Raw genomic sequence first — 18467 nt, 5'->3', positions numbered from 1 at the left:
GTTTTCGTCTTTGGTTTGCAAAATTAATAAATATTTTGAGCCTTAGCGACGAATTAAACAAATTTGCGCGATTTTTTTATATTTTTCAGAATTACGAATCTTTTAAATCCGAATTTTGCAACACAATAATCTCTCCCCTGTCGTTGCTGCTGTTGCTTCCAATCATAAAACGAGCCTTATCAGGAATGATTTTAAAGGTAAACCCTTTGTTTTTATTTTTCTCCAGAAAGCCGATGATTTCCTTAAACGAAAAACTACTGTTATCCAATACTATTTCCCTTCGGTCTCCTTTCGAATTTTCCTGCGAAAATAAGGCATTTTCATTAATATCAGCAGCCTGAGACACCTTTTTTTGCAACTGTTTTTCCAATTTACCCTTCATACTTTCATTGAAAGAAAACAACATGTATTCATCTGGTTTGGAAACGATTTGTTGCTGTTGCTGTTTTTTTAATATCGCAAACAGGAAAGCCCCGATTCGCATGAAAACGTCAAAAACAAAAGAACCTCCGAAATGCTTTTTATAGAAAAAGTGCATGGCTTCGCGGAAACGCTTCATGTAGGTTCCGTCGCGCACTGTGCTTTCTCCTTTATAATGTATTACCGAAGTTTCGTGGAAATAATAATTCGATTTTCCGGATTTTAAAACCGTATAACTCAAATCGATATCATCCGAATACATAAAACAGTTTTCGTCAAACCCTCCGACTTCAAGGTACAAATCGCGCTTCATCACCATGAAAGCTCCGACGAGTATATCTACTTTCCCGGTTTGGTTTTCGGATAAATGCTGGGCATAATATTTATTGAAAAAACCTGATTTTGGAAAGAGTTTATACAATCCGAAAATTTTGGTAAAAGCCACCCAAGGTGTTGGGGTTCCGCGTTTGCATTCCGGAAGAAAATTTCCCGTACCGTCAATAAGTTTGCATCCTACAATCCCCAAATCGGATTTTGATTCGGCGAAGGCCAGAACTTTTTGAAATGTATCTTCAGCTACGACGGTATCCGGATTTAAAATGCAGATATATTTCCCTTTTGCTTCGTCCACGCCTATATTATTTCCTTTTGGAAAACCGAGATTGGCTTTGTTTTCGATCAGTCTTACATTGGGGAATCGCAGCTTCATCATGTCGCAGCTGCTATCCGCAGAAAAATTATCCACGACGATAATTTCGCCTTCAATACCCACAAGTGCTTTCTGAACACTCAAAACACATTGCTCGAGAAAATAGCGGACGTTGTAATTAAGTATGATTACCGATAGTTGCATCGGACAAATATAATGCGAAATTCGTCGATTCTGAAAATTAGAAATTCTCAGCCAGACTCACACGCAATGACCAGTCGTTTTTACTCACCCCAAAATCCAGGGTCACATTGTTATTGTTTTTCTTATTCCATTTCACACGCAATCCCGTCCCCACGGCAGGGTGCCATTTGGTAAATTCAGAAGTATACAATTTTGAAACTGAAGAAACATTCGCAAAAAAAACGGCTCCAAAAAAACCATCTCTGGTAATATCTGTCCTGTATTCACTCTCAAAATACAACAAACCATTACTTCTGAATCTGTTTCGTGTAAAACCTCTACCAGTTTTCCCAAAACGGTCCCAACCGATACTCGGCAAATCCAGATAATGCGGATCACCCCAAAAGGTAGACCAGTAAAAGAACCTGCCTGCCAATACTCTATGAAGTTTTTTATGCAATGAATAATACTTTCTCAAGTCAACATATATGGATTTCCACTCCTGATTATCCAAACCACCATTAAAATTATTACGATAATCGAGCTCTGCATAAAACCCTTGCTCCGGATTGATTACATTGATTCTTGAATCGTATAAAAGCTGAAGCGCAATGCCAAAAGAACTCACATTAGAGAAATCCCCTTTCATGTATTTAACGTAATCGGTTTCTTCCTCAATAAACGATTCCTCTGAAATACCTTCATAACTATCAAATAAAACCCCGAGCCCCATCCTGAAATTCCCGGCAACTTTTCGGGTAGCAAACTGATAAAAACGCCACTGTTTGTACTCTAATCTTGATATTTCCGTTTCCGAATTATTATTTCCTAAACCATACGTAGGTTGAGGATAGATCATATAACGGTAGTCACCGGTAAAATTGTAAATGTTTTTATTGGTATATAAATAAGTTGTAATCGGAAAAACATATTGGCCATCCAAACTGAAATAAGGAGTGAAAATCACCTCAGACATCCTGGTATTTTTGGTGTCTTCACCGAGGTAAAAGGTTGTCAAAAATGAAATTACAAATCCACCGCCAGCATCTGATCCTGCCGGAGAAGGAAACAAGGAAAATGCAATTCTTTTATCTTTAAACTTGTTAATCGAGTCGCTTTTTACAAAAATCTTTTTGTAAATATCCCGAATATCTTTACTGTTATACTTAATTGAATCGCTTTGCGAATAACCAATATCCGTAGAAAAAAGAAATATCGCCAGTATCGCAACAAATAAATGATTCATCTTTTCTTTTTTTACAACAGCGTTATTACAAATTTAAGCTATTTATTGAACTGTACGTAAACACTTAATAACCCAAATCAAAATTATCTGTAACCGCAATCGTAATTTGCCTATAGAAACATAAACACTTCTTAATAGCTGTTATTTGATTACTTTTGCACCCAAGACCCTTTTAGGTCGAATTGTACGAAGTAAAAAATATACCACGTGAATTATCTATCAGTCGAAAATATATCAAAGTCATTCGGAGAGCGTACGCTGTTTGAAAACATTTCATTTGGGATTAACAAAGACCAGAAAATAGCTTTTATTGCCAAAAACGGTTCAGGAAAAACCTGCATCATGAAGATTATCAATGGTGAGGATGAACCAGATACGGGGCAGGTTGTGGTGCGCAAAGACATTAAAATGGCATTTTTGTCGCAGGATCATAATCTGCAGGATGAACTTACGATTGAGGAAAGTATTTTCGCTTCGGACAACGAGATTCTGAAGGTGATTGAGCAATATGAAAAAGCATTGGAACATCCGGAAGACGAAGAAGCCTATCAAAAGGCATTCGATAATATGGATCGTCATAATGCCTGGGATTTTGAGACGCAATTCAAGCAGATTCTCTTCAAACTGAAGCTGGAAGATTTCAAACTGAAGGTAAAAAACCTTTCGGGAGGACAGAAAAAACGCCTGTCATTGGCCATTATCCTAATTAACCGCCCGGATTTATTGATTTTGGACGAGCCTACGAATCACTTGGATCTGGAGATGATCGAATGGCTTGAAAGTTATTTTGCAAAAGAAAACATCACGTTGTTTATGGTGACGCACGACCGTTTCTTTTTGGAGCGCGTTTGTAACGAAATCATCGAATTGGACAACGGAAAATTATACCAATACAAAGGAAATTATTCCTATTATCTGGAGAAAAAAGAAGAGCGTATCGCTTCGGAAAATGCCACTATCGACAAGGCGCAGAACCTTTTCGTGAAGGAATTGGCCTGGATGCGCCGCCAACCAAAAGCGCGTACGACCAAATCGAAATCGCGCCAGGATGATTTTTACAAAATTAAAGAAGTAGCCGAAAGCCGCAGAAAAGAAAACGTGGTCGAACTGGAAATCAACATGGAACGTATGGGAAGCAAGATTATCGAGCTTCACAAAATCTCTAAAAAATTCGGCGATAAGGTAATTTTAAATGATTTTACTTTTGATTTTCAACGTGGAGCCCGAATCGGAATCATCGGGAAAAACGGAACCGGAAAATCGACTTTCCTGAATTTGTTAACCGGAACGATTCCTGCCGATAGTGGAAAAGTCGTTGTGGGTGATACAATTAAAATAGGCTACTACACTCAAAGCGGTATCAACCCGAAACCGGGACAACGTGTCATTGATATCATTAAAGAATACGGAGAATATATACCGTTGGCAAAAGGAAGGATTATTTCGGCTTCGCAATTGTTGGAACGATTTTTATTCGATGCTAAAAAACAATACGATTATGTTGAAAAACTAAGCGGTGGCGAACTGAAACGTTTGTACTTGTGTACCGTTTTAATTCAAAACCCGAACTTTTTGATTCTCGATGAGCCTACGAACGATTTGGATATCGTAACACTCAACGTTCTGGAAAGCTTCCTTTTGGATTATCCGGGCTGTTTATTGGTGGTAAGTCACGACCGCTACTTCATGGATAAAATTGTAGATCATTTGTTTGTTTTCAGAGGTCAGGGGGAGATTGAAAACTTCCCTGGAAATTACTCAGATTTCAGAGCGTATGAAGACAGCATAGAACCTGTAAAAGAAGAACCGAAGGAAAAAGTCAACTGGAAACAGAACAACACAGCTTCTTCAGGTTTATCGTTTAATGAGCAGAAAGAATTCCAAAAAATTGAACGTGAAATCAAAGATCTGGAATTCAAGAAAAAGGAAATCGAGCAATTGTTTTCGGACGGGAAAGTAGCCGATGCTGACATTGAGAAAAAAGCCAACGAATTGCAGAACGTTATCAAAAAAATAGAAGAGAAAGAAGAACGCTGGTTTGAACTGTCGGCTAAGATGGAAGAATAATCTTAGTCGAAGCAGACAGCCGTGTATCAAACACAATTTAATAAGGAGGCTGTCGTTTTTATTGCAAAAAACGCTACAAAATGAATTGTATAAACCAACTTTGCTTTTTTCTTTTTTTTCTACTGTCAACGCTGAAAGTTAGCGCCACAGGACAAGTCCCTGATTATTTAATTCAGGGGAAAGACACCCTGGCCATCCATGCCAATCCCTTAGAACCTTATTTTAAAAAGAACCCAATAAAAGACGGTTTAATAACTTCTTTTAGCACAGGTAATTGGAGAGGATATATTGCCTATTTCAAAATAGAAAACAACAAGTTAGTGGTTCATGATCTGTATAAAGAAGAATATATAGAAGATGAAAAAGGCAGTACTCAAAGAAAGTTAATTTCAATTTACAATGATATTTTTGGAGAAATCAAAGATTTTGAATGCAATTTCTACAATGGGGTTTTGATTTGCCCTTATGGAAAATTAATCAACTATGTCCACATGGGATACAGTTCCACTTACGAGAATTACCATTTAATTGAAATCAGTCAAGGAAATTTCATTAAAGAAGTTAAGGTTACTGCAGAAGAGTTTACCCAATTAAAATTCAAGCATTTCGAAAAATTCAAGCAAACCGAAGAATACAAAAAAATGCTTGAGGAAACCATCAATCTAGTTAAAGAATCAGACACATATCTTCAGTCTGAGTTTAAAGATTTGGAAAAAGAAGAGAAAAAAAGAAAAAAACAGAATAAGTATCTTTATGAGAAGGAAAAAGAAATGGAGCGCTTAAAATCTGCAGAGAATTTCATTTTTATTTTCACTACTGACAATATAAAAACAATAGATATCCCTAATTAATAAATCATGAAAGCAATTAAAATATTTGCAGCTGTTATAGTGCTGATTCTCACAACTTCAGCTACGACGAATAAAATTTCAGCAAACGACAAAAAACTGGTAGGAATTTGGAAAGGTTTTGAAATCGAAAAACAGATTAAGGGAATTGAAAAACATTGGATTGTTCAAAGATTCAGCAACGGAACATATACAATTATGTTTACTACCAAGGAAAACTGTGAAATTGAAACTTTTACAGAAAAAGGAAAATGGTGGACAAAAGGGGATACATTTTACGAACAACAGGAGGACAGTGAAACTTTTGAATCCTATAAGTATAGCATAAAAGAAGGATTGGTAGTTCACTTTAAAAGCATTACAAGCGAATACGAATTCGATGATTATAAACTAGATTAGTAAATTAGAAGAATCTTTAATCGGAATTCACCGGACTGTAAACGGAGACAACAAGAAAACTGTAAACTGAGACCGTAAACTGTGACTATACTAAAAGCTTATCTGAAATTCCTTTGGCACTCCAAAAATCAGCATGGTGTACATTCGCCGTTTGTATATTCTTTGGTAACCAAGTGCTTTTATGATAAAAAACCGAAAGCGGAATATAAAATACTGAAACAATACCGAAACGATCTGCTTCAAAACAAAAACACAATTGAAGTAACCGATTTCGGAGCCGGATCCCGTGTTTTCAAGTCAAATAACCGTCAGATTTCCAAAATTGCACAAACAGCCGGAATTACTGAAAAACGAGCCGAATTATTATACCGAATCGTAAATTACTTCCAGCCTGAAAGCATTTTAGAAATCGGAACTTCTTTAGGATTGGCCACTTCTGCCCTTTCTTTAGGAAATCCGAAAGCAAAAATCACAACTTTGGAAGGCTGTCCGGAAACTTCGGGTGTTGCACAAGGGCAATTCAAAAAATTCAACTTCAACAATATAGAAAGCGTTGTAACCGAATTTAAAGACCATTTCTCAAAAACCTCTCCTGAAAACAACAGTTGGAAACTCATCTACTTCGACGGTAATCATTCCAAAAATGCCACTTTGGAGTATTTCGAATTGCTTTTACCAACCATAACTAACGATACGGTTTGGATTTTCGACGACATACATTGGTCAGCCGAAATGGACGAAGCCTGGGAAGCCATCAAAAATCATCCTAAAGTAAAAGTAACTATTGATACTTTCCAATGGGGACTGGTATTCTTCCGCTACGAACAGGAAAGGGAAGATTTTATTATCCGAATCTAAGTTTTTAGTAATTTTGATGTTCAAAACTACGCACATGGACATCAATCAGATTTTCGAAAACAACCGCTCCTGGATTGCCAAACAATTACAAAACGACGAACACTATTTTGAAAAATTGTCCGAAGGACAAGCACCCGAATTTCTTTACATCGGATGTTCCGACAGTCGTGTTTCAACTGAAGAATTAATGGGCGCGGCACCTGGTCAGGTCTTCGTTCACCGCAACATTGCCAATATGGTTCCGAATACCGATTTGAATTCGATGTCCGTCATCAATTACGCCGTAGAGCACCTGAAGGTCAATCATATAATCGTTTGTGGCCATTACGGTTGTGGAGGTATAAAAGCGGCCATGCAACAATTGGATTTAGGAATTTTGAATCCCTGGTTACGAAACATTCGCGACGTATACCGAATCCACAAAAAAGAACTTAACGCTATAAAAAACGAAGAAAGTCGATATCGCAGGCTGACCGAACTAAACGTTCAGGAACAGTGCATTAACATCATCAAAACCGCCGACGTTCAGAAAGCAAACTACGAAAGAGGCCTAAAAGTACACGGGTGGATATTCGACATTCATACCGGAAAACTCATCGATTTAAAAATTGATTTTCCAAGAATCCTTGAAGTAATAAAGGAAATTTACAAGGTTTCGCCATAACTATTTAAAAATCAGAATTTTAACAAACAAATAACACTAATGGAAATCGTAACTGTCTAAAAATCAATATATTTGTATCGCGTTAAAATCACATCTGCAGATGATTAACTGCAATCATACTTTTTTGGAACTCCTCATCTTAACAATGGGGAGTTTTTTTATGTTTTATTGTAACAATATTCTGCATTTAACTACTTATATCCTATCCAATTCGTTTTTGGACTTCTAAAACCGAAAAACTACGAAAATGTCAAAACCTATCATTGAAATAAAAGGTATTACACGAGACTTCCCACTTGGAAATGAAACCGTTTACGTGTTGAAAGGTATCGATTTACACATCAATAAAGGCGAGTATGTTGCCTTAATGGGACCATCTGGTTCAGGAAAATCAACACTGATGAACCTCTTGGGGTGTTTGGACACGCCTACAGCAGGTTCGTATGTTTTAAACGGAAAAGACGTAAGTAAAATGAAAGACGACGAACTGGCCGAAATCCGAAACAAGGAAATCGGGTTCGTTTTTCAAACCTTTAATCTCATGCCGCGTACGACTGCTTTGGACAATGTCGCACTACCCATGATTTATGCCGGGTACGACAAAAACAGCCGAAATAAACGAGCCACTACTGTTTTGTCGCAAGTCGGGCTGTCAGATCGCATGGACCACAAACCCAACCAGCTTTCCGGAGGACAACGCCAACGTGTAGCTGTTGCAAGAGCTTTAGTAAACCATCCTTCAATCATCCTTGCGGATGAGCCTACAGGTAACTTAGACAGTAAAACTTCCGTGGAAATCATGAACCTTTTTGACGAAATTCATGCCAACGGAAATACTGTAATTCTGGTTACACACGAGGAAGATATCGCCAAACACGCCCACCGTATCATCCGTTTGAAAGACGGTATGATTGAAAGCGATAATCCGAACAGGTAGCAGGAGACAGTATTCGGTGATCAGATTGCAGAAAGCAGTTAACAGTGGTCACTTAGCAGTAAACAGATTGCAGTATTCAGTGGTCAGTCAAAAGAAAATTCTAAATAAAAATCAATAATAGCCCACATAGCTACATTTTTTTGGAGCGAATGGCTCTAGCTTTATTAACAGTCCTCATTCCCGCTTTCCACTTTACTTCGTGCCATCCCAAATGCAAAGCATTCACTGAGCTCCTATGAAAAACAAAAGTTTAGTGAAGTAATCGGGGCTAGTCAGGAATTGTATTTAATTTTTGTAAACTTCTGAAAAAACCTCAGTAACTTAGCGACTCACTAACTCAGAAACTCTAAAGATGAAACGAGCTTTCGGCGAGTTCCATCGAATACCAATAACTAATAAACCATAATGAGATGAAAGTATATACCAAAACCGGAGATAAAGGAACCACGGCACTTTTTGGCGGAACACGCGTTCCCAAACACCATATCCGCATCGAAAGTTACGGAACCGTAGACGAATTAAACTCCTACATCGGACTTATCCGTGATCAGGACATCAACCCTCTTTACAAAAATGTATTGATCGAAATACAGGACCGACTTTTTACCGTTGGAGCGATTTTAGCCACGCCGCCGGAAAAAGAAGTACTCAAAAACGGGCAACAGCGCCTGAACATCAACCGTATTTCAGAAGAAGATGTGAATTTTCTTGAAAACGAAATAGATACTATGGACAGTTCATTGCCACAAATGACACATTTTGTGCTTCCGGGTGGTCACACAACTGTGTCATATTGTCATATAGCCCGCTGCGTTTGCCGCCGCGCCGAGCGTTTAGCCACACATCTTCACGAATTAGAGCCGACAGATATGCAGGTTCTTACCTATTTAAACCGACTTTCTGACTACCTTTTTGTATTGGCACGAAAGTTGTCCAATGACCTGAACGCTGACGAAGTGAAATGGATTCCCAGAAAACAGTAATCAGTCGCAGTATTCAGCTGGAACACACAGTGTAAGAAAATGCCAACCATTACTGAAAACTGAACAAAAAAAATGACGTTCTTAACTTTTTTTAAAATAAAAGAAATTTTACTTGATTTTTTCAGTATAAAATTTATTTTTGCATAAAACTATAAATCAATCAAAGATGTATTGGACATTAGAATTGGCATCATATTTAAGCGATGCCCCGTGGCCAGCCACAAAGGATGAACTTATCGACTATGCTATCCGAACTGGAGCTCCTCTTGAAGTAGTGGAAAACTTACAGTCGATAGAAGACGAAGGTGAAATCTACGAATCAATGGAAGAGATATGGCCAGATTATCCGACCGACGAAGATTACCTTTGGAACGAGGATGAATATTAAAAAATAAAGCACAGCGAAAAAGTCTCTCACGAGGCTTTTTTTTTGTGTAAATTTGCACACTATTATCAGAATATAAACCAAACCAGATTATGAGTTTCATAAACAGCATATTAAAAGCTTTTGTGGGTGACAAATCCCAAAAGGACGTAAAAGCAATTCAACCGATTATTGCCAAAATCAGATCATTTGAACCTGCTTTATCAGCCTTATCAAATGACGAACTGAGAGCGAAAACAACCTATTTTAAAGAGCAGATCAAAGCCGCTCGTGCTGAAAAAGATGCTAAAATAGAAACATTAAGACAAGAAGTTGAAGCTACGGAAGACATCGACAAAAGAGAAGATATCTATGCTACTATCGATGCTATCGAGAAAGAAGCTTATGAAATCTCTGAAAAGGTATTAAACGATATACTGCCGGAAGCGTTTGCAGTGGTTAAGGAAACGGCTCGTCGTTTCAAGGAAAACACGCAAATCACCGTTACAGCAACTCCTAAAGACCGCGAATTATCAGCAGCAAAATCATACATCACCATAGAAGGAGACAACGCCATTTGGGCAAACTCATGGGATGCTGCCGGAAAAGCCATCACTTGGGACATGATCCACTATGACGTACAGTTAATTGGTGGTACTGTTTTACATCAAGGTAAAATTTCAGAGATGCAAACGGGAGAAGGTAAAACATTGGTAGCAACCCTGCCAATCTATTTAAATGCCTTGACCGGAAACGGAGTACACTTAGTAACCGTGAATGACTACCTTGCAAAACGTGACAGCACCTGGAAAGCGCCTTTATTCGAATTCCACGGATTGACTGTTGACTGTATCGACAACCACCAACCGAACACCGACGCAAGACGTCGCGCTTACGAGGCTGATATCACTTACGGAACCAACAACGAATTCGGTTTCGATTATTTGAGAGATAACATGGCCCATACGCCTGGTGAATTGGTACAAAGAAAACACAACTACGCGATTGTCGATGAGGTGGATTCCGTATTGATTGACGACGCACGTACGCCGTTGATTATTTCCGGTCCGGTTCCGCAAGGTGACCGTCACGAATTCAACGAATTAAAACCGAAAATCGAAAACTTATACAACCTTCAACGTCAATTAGCCAACGGTTTCCTTACCGAGGCAAAACGTTTGATGAAAGAAGGAAATGGTAAAGATGCCGGATTCCAATTATTAAGAGCGTTCCGTGCTTTACCGAAAAACAAAGCATTGATCAAATTCTTATCTGAAGAAGGCGTTAAACAATTACTTCAGAAAACGGAAAACGAATACATGCAGGACAACAACCGTAAAATGCCGATTGTTGACGAAGCTTTGTATTTCGTAATCGAAGAAAAAAACAATCAGGTTGAATTGACAGATAATGGAATCAAATTCCTTTCTCAGGATACTTCCGATGATTTCTTCGTCCTTCCGGATATCGGAACCGAAATCGCCAACATCGAAAAACAAAAACTTTCAAAAGAAGCCGAGGCGGAAGTTAAAGAACAACTATTCCAGGATTTCTCTGTAAAAAGTGAGCGCATCCACACGTTAACGCAGCTTTTAAAAGCTTATACCTTATTCGAAAAAGATACGGAATACGTTATCATGGATAACAAAATCCTTATCGTAGACGAGCAAACGGGACGTATCATGGATGGCCGTCGTTATTCTGACGGTTTGCACCAGGCGATTGAAGCGAAAGAAAACGTAAAAATCGAAGCTGCTACCCAAACGTTTGCTACTATTACTTTGCAGAACTACTTCCGTATGTACAGCAAATTAGCAGGTATGACCGGTACAGCAGTTACAGAAGCAGGCGAATTCTGGGAAATCTACAAATTAGACGTAGTAGAAATTCCAACCAACAGAGGAATTGCCCGTAAAGATAAAGAAGATTTAATTTATCGTACAGTTCGTGAGAAATTCAACGCAGTTGCGGAAGATGTTCAGCAATTGGTTGCCGAAGGCCGTCCGGTATTGATCGGTACGACTTCGGTTGAGATTTCCGAATTATTGAGCCGTATGCTTAAAATGAAAGGCATCCAGCACAACGTATTGAACGCGAAATTACACAAACAGGAAGCACAGATTGTTGCTGAAGCAGGTAATGCCGGGGTAGTAACCATTGCAACAAACATGGCAGGCCGTGGTACCGATATCAAATTATCTCCAGAAGTAAAAGCAGCAGGTGGTTTGGCTATCATTGGTACAGAACGTCACGATTCACGTCGTGTAGACCGTCAGTTACGTGGACGTGCGGGACGTCAGGGAGATCCGGGAAGTTCTCAGTTCTATGTATCTTTGGAAGACAACCTTATGCGTTTGTTCGGTTCTGAAAGAGTAGCAAAAATCATGGACCGTATGGGAATCAAAGAAGGTGAAGTAATTCAGCACTCAATGATGACCAAATCCATCGAAAGAGCTCAGAAAAAAGTAGAAGAAAACAACTTCGGCACACGTAAACGTTTATTGGAATACGATGACGTAATGAACGCACAACGTGAAGTAGTTTACAAACGTCGTCGCCATGCATTGCACGGAGAACGCTTAAAAGTGGATTTGGCAAACATGATGTATGACTTGGCTGAATTGGTTGTGGAAAACAATAAAATTGCCAAAGATTTCAAAAATTTCGAATTCGAGTTAATCCGTTACTTTGCTATTGAGTCTCCGGTTTCCGAAAGTGATTTCAACAGACTTTCCGATATGGAATTGGCTGGTAAAGTATACAAAGCGGCATTAAAACATTATGACGAAAAACAGGATCGCAATGCCAGAGACGCTTATGCTGTAATCAAAAATGTATATGAAAACAACAATGGTCAGTTTGAACGTATTGTTGTTCCGTTTACTGATGGCATCAAGACACTTAATGTAGTGACCGATTTGGAGAAATCTTATATTTCACAAGGAAAAACGCTTTTGACTGATTTCGAAAAGAACATCACTTTAGCCATTGTTGATGAAGCATGGAAGAAACACTTGCGTAAAATGGATGAACTGAAACAATCGGTTCAGTTAGCTGTTCACGAACAAAAAGATCCGTTGCTGATTTACAAATTTGAAGCATTTAACCTGTTCAAGAAAATGTTGGACGGTATCAATAAAGAAGTAATTTCATTCTTGCTTAAAGGTGATTTACCTTCACAAAATCCTGACAATATTCAGGAAGCACACGAAGAGCCAATACAAGAAGATTATACTATTTCAAAAGAAGAAGTGTTAAACACTGACGAAATGGCTGCCAAACAACGTGAAGCTGCTCAAATGCAACAACAGCAACATCATCATCACGTCACTGAAACCATCGTGCGTGATCAACCTAAAATCAACCGCAACGACAATGTTACAATTAAACACGTTATGAGCGGAAAAACAGAAACCATGAAATTCAAAAAAGCAGAACCTATGTTAGCTTCAGGAGAATGGATTGTCGTTAGCGAGTAAGTAAAATCTTAAAAAATATTAATCCCCAATTACAATGTAGTTGGGGATTTTTTTTATATTTATCCAAAATTTCCCCCAATGAAATTAAAAATTACATTCTTAACGCTATTTATTGTCACGGGTATTTTCGCACAATCAATAGAAGATTTAAAACGTGACAACGAAGCGCTTTATGAAGCTACCTATAACATGTCATTTGACACAATGCTCGATTTTACCTACCCGCTTGTTTTTAGATTTGTGGAGAGAGCAGATATGTATGCAGCCTTAGACAGTTCTTTCGATAACGACACTTACAGTATTCAATACCTGTATACCACACCTCATTTTTCATATTCTAACATTCAAATGAGGGAAAATGGTCTATATTGTGTCATAAGTTATGAAAATTCAATGGTTATGACCTATAAGCAACCCATAAACAATGAAGCCACATTAAAAAGGATTATGGAAACGTTGCATAAAAACTTTCCGAATTCGACCATCCGCTTTTCAAAAGAAATCAATGCCTTTAACATCATTAAAATAGACAAGTTGGTTGCCATTTCTGATGATTTTACTGAAGGCAGATGGAAATTCGTAAGCTTCGACCCTAATTACAAGGAATTACTTGACGCTGTTATTACTGAAAAAGTACGCAAACAATTAGGTTTATAAATGGGTTCAGATTTTGACAAGTTAAATCATTCAATCCAAAAAAAATCCCCAACTACAAACGTAATTGGGGATTTTTTATAGCGACTATATATTATCTTTCCACTACACTTTTATTTTTTACTGATTTACTGCTTTTCTGATTCCCAATACGAACTGTCTTATAACCCACTTTCGCTTCTTTCCCGCCCTGGCTCCATGCTATCAAAACTTCAGTTTCGCTCAAAGCTTTCACGATGGGAAATGTAGACATACCTTCGGCAGATGAAGTTACGAATTCGGTTTCCATAACTTTACCATTTTTAGCTCTGTGCTGCAGACCGATTCTGTTGAAATAATTACCGTTAATTTCAGCACTTTCGTCCCATACGATAACAACATTACTATTTTTTAAAGCAGAAATTTGCGGATGTTTTGCAGAGGCATTTGCGCTGACATTATCCCTTTTCGAAAAGCTCTTTCCGTTATCGGATGAATTGGCATAAAACACCCCTGCTCCTCCTCCCATGGTAAACCAGGCAAAGTGCAATCCGTTTTCGTTATGCGTCATGGTCGGACCCGTATGAGGACAGCCGTTTATTTTCCAATCATCTGCGCTTATTCTTTTTGGCTTTGAAAATGTTTTTCCGTTATCCGAAGAATAACTGAGTACCATATCGCGGATTTCTTCGTTGATAATATCCCTGTAAGCCGCATAAATAACACCGTTTTTCCCCACAAATAAATCCGTACGACAGCACTGGCATGTAGTTTCCCCTATGACTTTTTCATTTTGAAAACCTTTCTTCCCTTTGGTAACCGCATAATACAATGTAGAACCATCCAAATCCGTTTTAGTGCGGTTATCCAACCAGATAATAGCCACTTCTCCACTAGGAAGCAGGTCAATATCAAAATAGCGCTGATCGATTCCGTTTTGATCATTCACTAACCGTTTTGCCGGTGTCCAGTTTTTTCCGCCATCAAACGACTGGGAATACTGAATCAAACCGCCGTATTTTTTCTTAGGTGTCGGGTTATCGATTCCCCAAACTGCAATGATTTCACCATTGGGTTTGAATACCATCTTCGGCATATTCTCCCCATGAAGTTCCACTCCTTTACTAGATGGGATTTCAATTGGGGCACCGAAACTTTTTGTTTTAGCATTGAAAACCGCATAGTTAAGAACAGCATCCTTTCCTGTAGTTTCTTTTCCGTAGGTCATCACAGTCCGTCCTTTTCTGTCAGAAGTGAAAAAAGGACAGCTTGTTGTAGACCCATTTTCTGAAGAAATATATTTTGTTTCGGTTTCTTTGATTTGGGAATTACTGTTTTGCACAGCAAACAATGCCATTGCAAATACCAAAAGAAGTTTATTTTTCATCATTTTTTTTCTTGTTAAGTTGTAAATGATACTGCAAACCAAAAACGAAAGTGCGTGGTGCTGCAGGGCTATAACTAGGTGTGGATGTAGGCGTATTGCCTCTGGTCACATTATAAGCATACAATTTATCGGTGAAATTCATCACATTAGTATAAAATTCAAACCCCTTATACTGATAACCGATACGTCCGTTAAACACATTATATCCATCATATTTTACGGTATTGATCTGGTCCTGATACCAACTGGAAACCAATTGCCATTCTACTCCTGCTCTTAAATTTGGCAACCATTTCGGATAATAAGTTACTTCCGAATTCGCTACCCAATGGGGAGCCGATGGCATTTCCTTTCCATCTAAATTCTGAATCGGATCAGTTGGCTTGTCGGACAATTTAAAATCGACAAACTCATGTATCGCATAGGTTCCACCTGCTCTGATTTTAAATTGGGAATTCGGAATATAATTAACAGCCAGCTCAACTCCTTTGTGAAGCGTTTCTCCGACAGAACGATAATCAGTTGAATTGTCAGGAAGGCGAACATTCAGCAGTTCGTTTTTTCCCTCCATATAGTAAACTGAATACTCAATATTCATCTTTTTCTCAAGACAGCCTATCCATCCTCCAACTTCATAATTATCAAATTCTGCCGGCTTTAAATTATAATAAAATTCTGCTGGAGTACCTGTACTCCCACCAGTTCCCGGTTTAGCCCTGAAAATGGAAGTCAGTCCCGGAGGCGCAAATCCCTGCGAATAATTGGCATAAAACCCTGCACAACTGAATGGATTGTAATTAACTCCTCCCTTAAACGTAAATTGGTCGTATACTTTACTTCCTGTAGAATGGTCAATATTATTGTTGTAGTCGAAACTCATATTATCGTAGCGTGCACCACCAGTAATAATCAGGTTACTTACTGGGCGGAAAGTCAACTGCGCGAAACCGGCTGTATTGTAAATTCTGGCATTATAGTCTGCCAACTTAATATCAGGACGTTCTGCAATAATTTCATAACTGCTTACTGTTTGCCCTCCCGGATTTAAATTGGCTTTCAAATCCAACTGATGGGCATTATAATCCACTGGGGAATTGTCGTACAAACCGCCTGCAACCAAGGAACCGTCAAGAAAATCAAACTTCTGATTGTGCTGAGCCAATACGCCATAACTCTTAAAATTATTGGAGTTGATTTCCCCTTTGGCAGTGGTCTGCCCCGGCGTCCATTTAATGCCTCCAGTATATGCCGGGCTTTGCCCTAATTCATTGTCTCTCGTGAAAACCGTTAGCGATGATTGTGCATTAGGATTCCATTCCTTTTCAAAAGTTACTTTGCTTCGCAAAGCATCCGATTTTCTATAGGTGAAATCGGTAGTGCTTTTATAGGTTCTGTTGTAAAAATCGGCTTCATTAAGAGGGCTGCTCATATCTGAATAATATCTACCTGAGAACAAAGTCCAGATTAAACGGGTGCTTTTATTAATGTTGTAGTCAATTCTCGCGTTGATGTTGTCTTTGTTGTAATCAGAGTATGTCATCCAGGAATCGCGTTGTGCACTGGTCAAACCGGCAACGTACACTCCGACCTTTCCAACGGTCGCTCCTGCAGCAGCCTGTAACCTTATATACCCCCATTGATCAGCCTGAATCCCCACTTTCATTTCCGGCTGCAGTGATGGTTTTAGCGAAATCAAATTCACTGCACCGCCGACTGCTTCCGGGCCGTAAAGAGATGAAACAGGTCCTCTGACCACTTCGATGTTCTGCAGGTTGAACTGATTAATCTCTAAAAGCGCATTGTGATTGAAAACCCCCATCGGACGAATCGACAAACCGTCTTCCAGATACAAATAATAAGGATTGGTGGTCATCGGCTGACGAATAGCCATCGAATGCTGTTCATTCCCCAGGTTAACCATTAAAACACCCGGCACTTTGTTCACGATTTCATAAACTGCAGTGGCTTTGGTTTCATTTATTGTTTTTTGTGTTACTTTCGAAATCGCTACAGGCACTTCTCTTTTCAGACTAGCGCCTCTGTTAGCCGTAATCACAACATTATCAAGTTGTTTTGCATTTAACGAATCTTTATTAACCGGATTTTGACCGTACAGTATTTGTCCCAAAACCAATACGGCAAAGAGGATCTTTTTCATTTTTCTGTATAATTATTACGTAATGTACCCCATCGGTTTTAACCAGAGGAAACAGTTTCCTGGCTACAACAACGGAATTAAAAAGGTTAAATGATTATCGGGGTATCTGAACCAAATACAGTCAGAGCTAAATCTATCTGAAACAGATATTAATTCGTAAAGCTGTGACTGAAAAGACAGACCTAACGCAGATAAACATTAAAGGGTAAAGCAATAATTAAACGGCTGGCGGATGAAAAACAACAATGGTGTTTTCGTAAAAGTACAAATCGGAGTATTTCATGTTGATTTCTTTCTGAACAGGAAAATTCAGATTTGCGATTTCAAATGAAGGCGATTTTTCTAAAAAGAGGATTTCAAATTCGGCATGTGACGTTTTTTTATCCTGAGAAACCGGATTATCCGTATCGGAAGCTTTTGCCAATTCCTTCATCAAGTGGCATTTACCGTTACATTTCATTTCCGGCTTAGCTTTGTTCTCACAAAGTTCTTTAACAATATAATCGTAATTGAAAACGTATTCCAAAACCGGAAGGATCGGTTTAAGGAAGAAAAGGAATACAACTATTACAATTACTTTTTTCATGAAGTAAAGATAGTTCATAATTCTTTTTATAAAACTGATTTTTATCAGATTTCTATAAATTCAACATGGTAATCTATTTAAAAAGAAACAAAACCACTTTGACCAAGATCAAAAAAGTTATTTTTGCAATACAATTACCATTACAAATCCATACAGAAAGTAAAAAATGATAAGCAATCCGACCTATACCGAATTTTTCGACAGCGTAAAAGCCAGCATTCAGGATGGGACTTTTGCAAAACTGACATTGACCAAAACCATTGGCCGTCCCGAACTGCAAAACATTTATGTGAGAACTGCGGTAGAAAACGGCGTTTTAAAATTATCCGTGATCCACAAAATCTATAAGGAAGGTTTGCAGGAAATCGAAAAGATTGTGGAACTGGACGCAATGGAATCCGAGCTGATACCCTACATCAACAATCCGTTCATGTGGGTTTTACTTTTTACGACCGAAGCCGACATTACAATGAAACTAAACAAAAAGCGAATTGCCAACATTACAGAACATCCGCCCACTTTTAAGCATCCGGATGCAGTTTTGGAGGAATTCAGAAGCAATAATTAAAAAGAAAGAGGCTGTCTTTTGAAACAGCCTCTTTTTTT

16 protein-coding genes are annotated in these 18467 nt (G+C 38.5%); 11 read left to right on the top strand and 5 right to left on the bottom strand.

Annotated features, from left to right (window positions below; genetic code table 11):
• Nucleotides 1–91 precede the first annotated feature (91 nt).
• Both FEDK69T_RS11190 and FEDK69T_RS11185 read right to left on the bottom strand, forming a co-directional pair.
• Nucleotides 92–1273 carry a glycosyltransferase family 2 protein gene (locus FEDK69T_RS11190; protein WP_023574279.1) on the bottom strand — a complete coding sequence of 394 codons (1182 nt, stop codon included), beginning with the start codon at nucleotides 1271–1273 and terminating at the stop codon, nucleotides 92–94.
• A gap of 37 nt (nucleotides 1274–1310) precedes the next feature.
• Entirely contained in the window at nucleotides 1311–2498 is a 1188-nt protein-coding gene (locus FEDK69T_RS11185) for a BamA/TamA family outer membrane protein (protein WP_023574278.1), read from the bottom strand.
• 207 nt (nucleotides 2499–2705) lie between these two features.
• Between FEDK69T_RS11185 and abc-f the strand changes: the two genes are divergently transcribed.
• The 10 genes from abc-f (at nucleotide 2706) to FEDK69T_RS11135 (ending at nucleotide 13754) form a co-directional block, all read left to right on the top strand.
• On the top strand, nucleotides 2706–4565 hold the full coding sequence (gene abc-f / locus FEDK69T_RS11180; protein WP_023574277.1) for a ribosomal protection-like ABC-F family protein: 1860 nt from the start codon (nucleotides 2706–2708) through the stop codon (nucleotides 4563–4565).
• An 80-nt stretch (nucleotides 4566–4645) separates the two neighbouring features.
• Entirely contained in the window at nucleotides 4646–5416 is a 771-nt protein-coding gene (locus FEDK69T_RS15520; protein ID WP_023574276.1) for a hypothetical protein, read from the top strand.
• 6 nt (nucleotides 5417–5422) lie between these two features.
• Nucleotides 5423–5812: a hypothetical protein gene (locus tag FEDK69T_RS11170; RefSeq protein ID WP_023574275.1), complete on the top strand. Its 390-nt coding sequence runs from the start codon at nucleotides 5423–5425 to the stop codon at nucleotides 5810–5812.
• An 81-nt stretch (nucleotides 5813–5893) separates the two neighbouring features.
• Nucleotides 5894–6670 (top strand): O-methyltransferase, encoded by a 777-nt coding sequence (locus tag FEDK69T_RS11165; protein ID WP_023574274.1) that lies wholly within the window; start codon nucleotides 5894–5896, stop codon nucleotides 6668–6670.
• Nucleotides 6671–6704: 34 nt separating this feature from the next.
• On the top strand, nucleotides 6705–7334 hold the full coding sequence (locus FEDK69T_RS11160) for a carbonic anhydrase (protein ID WP_023574273.1): 630 nt from the start codon (nucleotides 6705–6707) through the stop codon (nucleotides 7332–7334).
• A 247-nt stretch (nucleotides 7335–7581) separates the two neighbouring features.
• A complete protein-coding gene (locus tag FEDK69T_RS11155; RefSeq protein ID WP_023574272.1) occupies nucleotides 7582–8271 on the top strand; it encodes an ABC transporter ATP-binding protein in 690 nt (229 codons plus the stop codon).
• Nucleotides 8272–8681: 410 nt separating this feature from the next.
• Entirely contained in the window at nucleotides 8682–9254 is a 573-nt protein-coding gene (locus tag FEDK69T_RS11150; protein WP_023574271.1) for a cob(I)yrinic acid a,c-diamide adenosyltransferase, read from the top strand.
• A gap of 166 nt (nucleotides 9255–9420) precedes the next feature.
• Nucleotides 9421–9642: a DUF2795 domain-containing protein gene (locus FEDK69T_RS11145; RefSeq protein ID WP_002986941.1), complete on the top strand. Its 222-nt coding sequence runs from the start codon at nucleotides 9421–9423 to the stop codon at nucleotides 9640–9642.
• Between the two features lie 89 nt (nucleotides 9643–9731).
• The gene (gene secA, locus FEDK69T_RS11140) at nucleotides 9732–13097 is read left to right on the top strand and encodes a preprotein translocase subunit SecA (RefSeq protein ID WP_023574270.1); all 3366 of its coding nucleotides are present in this window, start codon (nucleotides 9732–9734) and stop codon (nucleotides 13095–13097) included.
• A gap of 78 nt (nucleotides 13098–13175) precedes the next feature.
• Nucleotides 13176–13754: a hypothetical protein gene (locus FEDK69T_RS11135; RefSeq protein WP_023574269.1), complete on the top strand. Its 579-nt coding sequence runs from the start codon at nucleotides 13176–13178 to the stop codon at nucleotides 13752–13754.
• 91 nt (nucleotides 13755–13845) lie between these two features.
• Here FEDK69T_RS11135 and FEDK69T_RS11130 read toward each other — a convergent pair whose 3' ends face one another.
• The 3 genes from FEDK69T_RS11130 to FEDK69T_RS11120 all read right to left on the bottom strand — a co-directional run bounded on the left by FEDK69T_RS11130 (nucleotide 13846) and on the right by FEDK69T_RS11120 (nucleotide 17861).
• On the bottom strand, nucleotides 13846–15120 hold the full coding sequence (locus FEDK69T_RS11130) for a sialidase family protein (RefSeq protein ID WP_131494726.1): 1275 nt from the start codon (nucleotides 15118–15120) through the stop codon (nucleotides 13846–13848).
• Nucleotides 15107–17275 (bottom strand): TonB-dependent receptor, encoded by a 2169-nt coding sequence (locus tag FEDK69T_RS11125; protein WP_023574268.1) that lies wholly within the window; start codon nucleotides 17273–17275, stop codon nucleotides 15107–15109. Before FEDK69T_RS11125 ends, FEDK69T_RS11130 begins: the two co-directional genes overlap by 14 nt.
• Before the next feature lie 217 nt (nucleotides 17276–17492).
• Entirely contained in the window at nucleotides 17493–17861 is a 369-nt protein-coding gene (locus tag FEDK69T_RS11120; RefSeq protein WP_051385127.1) for a hypothetical protein, read from the bottom strand.
• 166 nt (nucleotides 17862–18027) lie between these two features.
• Between FEDK69T_RS11120 and FEDK69T_RS11115 the strand changes: the two genes are divergently transcribed.
• Nucleotides 18028–18429 (top strand): hypothetical protein, encoded by a 402-nt coding sequence (locus tag FEDK69T_RS11115; RefSeq protein ID WP_023574266.1) that lies wholly within the window; start codon nucleotides 18028–18030, stop codon nucleotides 18427–18429.
• Nucleotides 18430–18467: the final 38 nt, after the last annotated feature.

This window comes from Flavobacterium enshiense DK69 (assembly GCF_000498495.1).
Taxonomy (GTDB): Bacteria; Bacteroidota; Bacteroidia; order Flavobacteriales; family Flavobacteriaceae; genus Flavobacterium; species Flavobacterium enshiense.
The sequence above is the reverse complement of the archived record's forward strand: the minus strand, read 5'-3'. Positions and strand labels throughout refer to the sequence as shown.

Coding starts and splice junctions, on each gene's coding strand:
- FEDK69T_RS11190 (WP_023574279.1), bottom strand. CDS start 1,273: ATGCAACTATCGGTAATCATACTTAATTACAACGTCCGCTATTTTCTC.
- FEDK69T_RS11185 (WP_023574278.1), bottom strand. CDS start 2,498: ATGAATCATTTATTTGTTGCGATACTGGCGATATTTCTTTTTTCTACG.
- FEDK69T_RS15520 (WP_023574276.1), top strand. CDS start 4,646: ATGAATTGTATAAACCAACTTTGCTTTTTTCTTTTTTTTCTACTGTCA.
- FEDK69T_RS11170 (WP_023574275.1), top strand. CDS start 5,423: ATGAAAGCAATTAAAATATTTGCAGCTGTTATAGTGCTGATTCTCACA.
- FEDK69T_RS11160 (WP_023574273.1), top strand. CDS start 6,705: ATGGACATCAATCAGATTTTCGAAAACAACCGCTCCTGGATTGCCAAA.
- FEDK69T_RS11155 (WP_023574272.1), top strand. CDS start 7,582: ATGTCAAAACCTATCATTGAAATAAAAGGTATTACACGAGACTTCCCA.
- FEDK69T_RS11150 (WP_023574271.1), top strand. CDS start 8,682: ATGAAAGTATATACCAAAACCGGAGATAAAGGAACCACGGCACTTTTT.
- FEDK69T_RS11145 (WP_002986941.1), top strand. CDS start 9,421: ATGTATTGGACATTAGAATTGGCATCATATTTAAGCGATGCCCCGTGG.
- secA (WP_023574270.1), top strand. CDS start 9,732: ATGAGTTTCATAAACAGCATATTAAAAGCTTTTGTGGGTGACAAATCC.
- FEDK69T_RS11135 (WP_023574269.1), top strand. CDS start 13,176: ATGAAATTAAAAATTACATTCTTAACGCTATTTATTGTCACGGGTATT.
- FEDK69T_RS11130 (WP_131494726.1), bottom strand. CDS start 15,120: ATGATGAAAAATAAACTTCTTTTGGTATTTGCAATGGCATTGTTTGCT.
- FEDK69T_RS11125 (WP_023574268.1), bottom strand. CDS start 17,275: ATGAAAAAGATCCTCTTTGCCGTATTGGTTTTGGGACAAATACTGTAC.
- FEDK69T_RS11120 (WP_051385127.1), bottom strand. CDS start 17,861: ATGAAAAAAGTAATTGTAATAGTTGTATTCCTTTTCTTCCTTAAACCG.
- FEDK69T_RS11115 (WP_023574266.1), top strand. CDS start 18,028: ATGATAAGCAATCCGACCTATACCGAATTTTTCGACAGCGTAAAAGCC.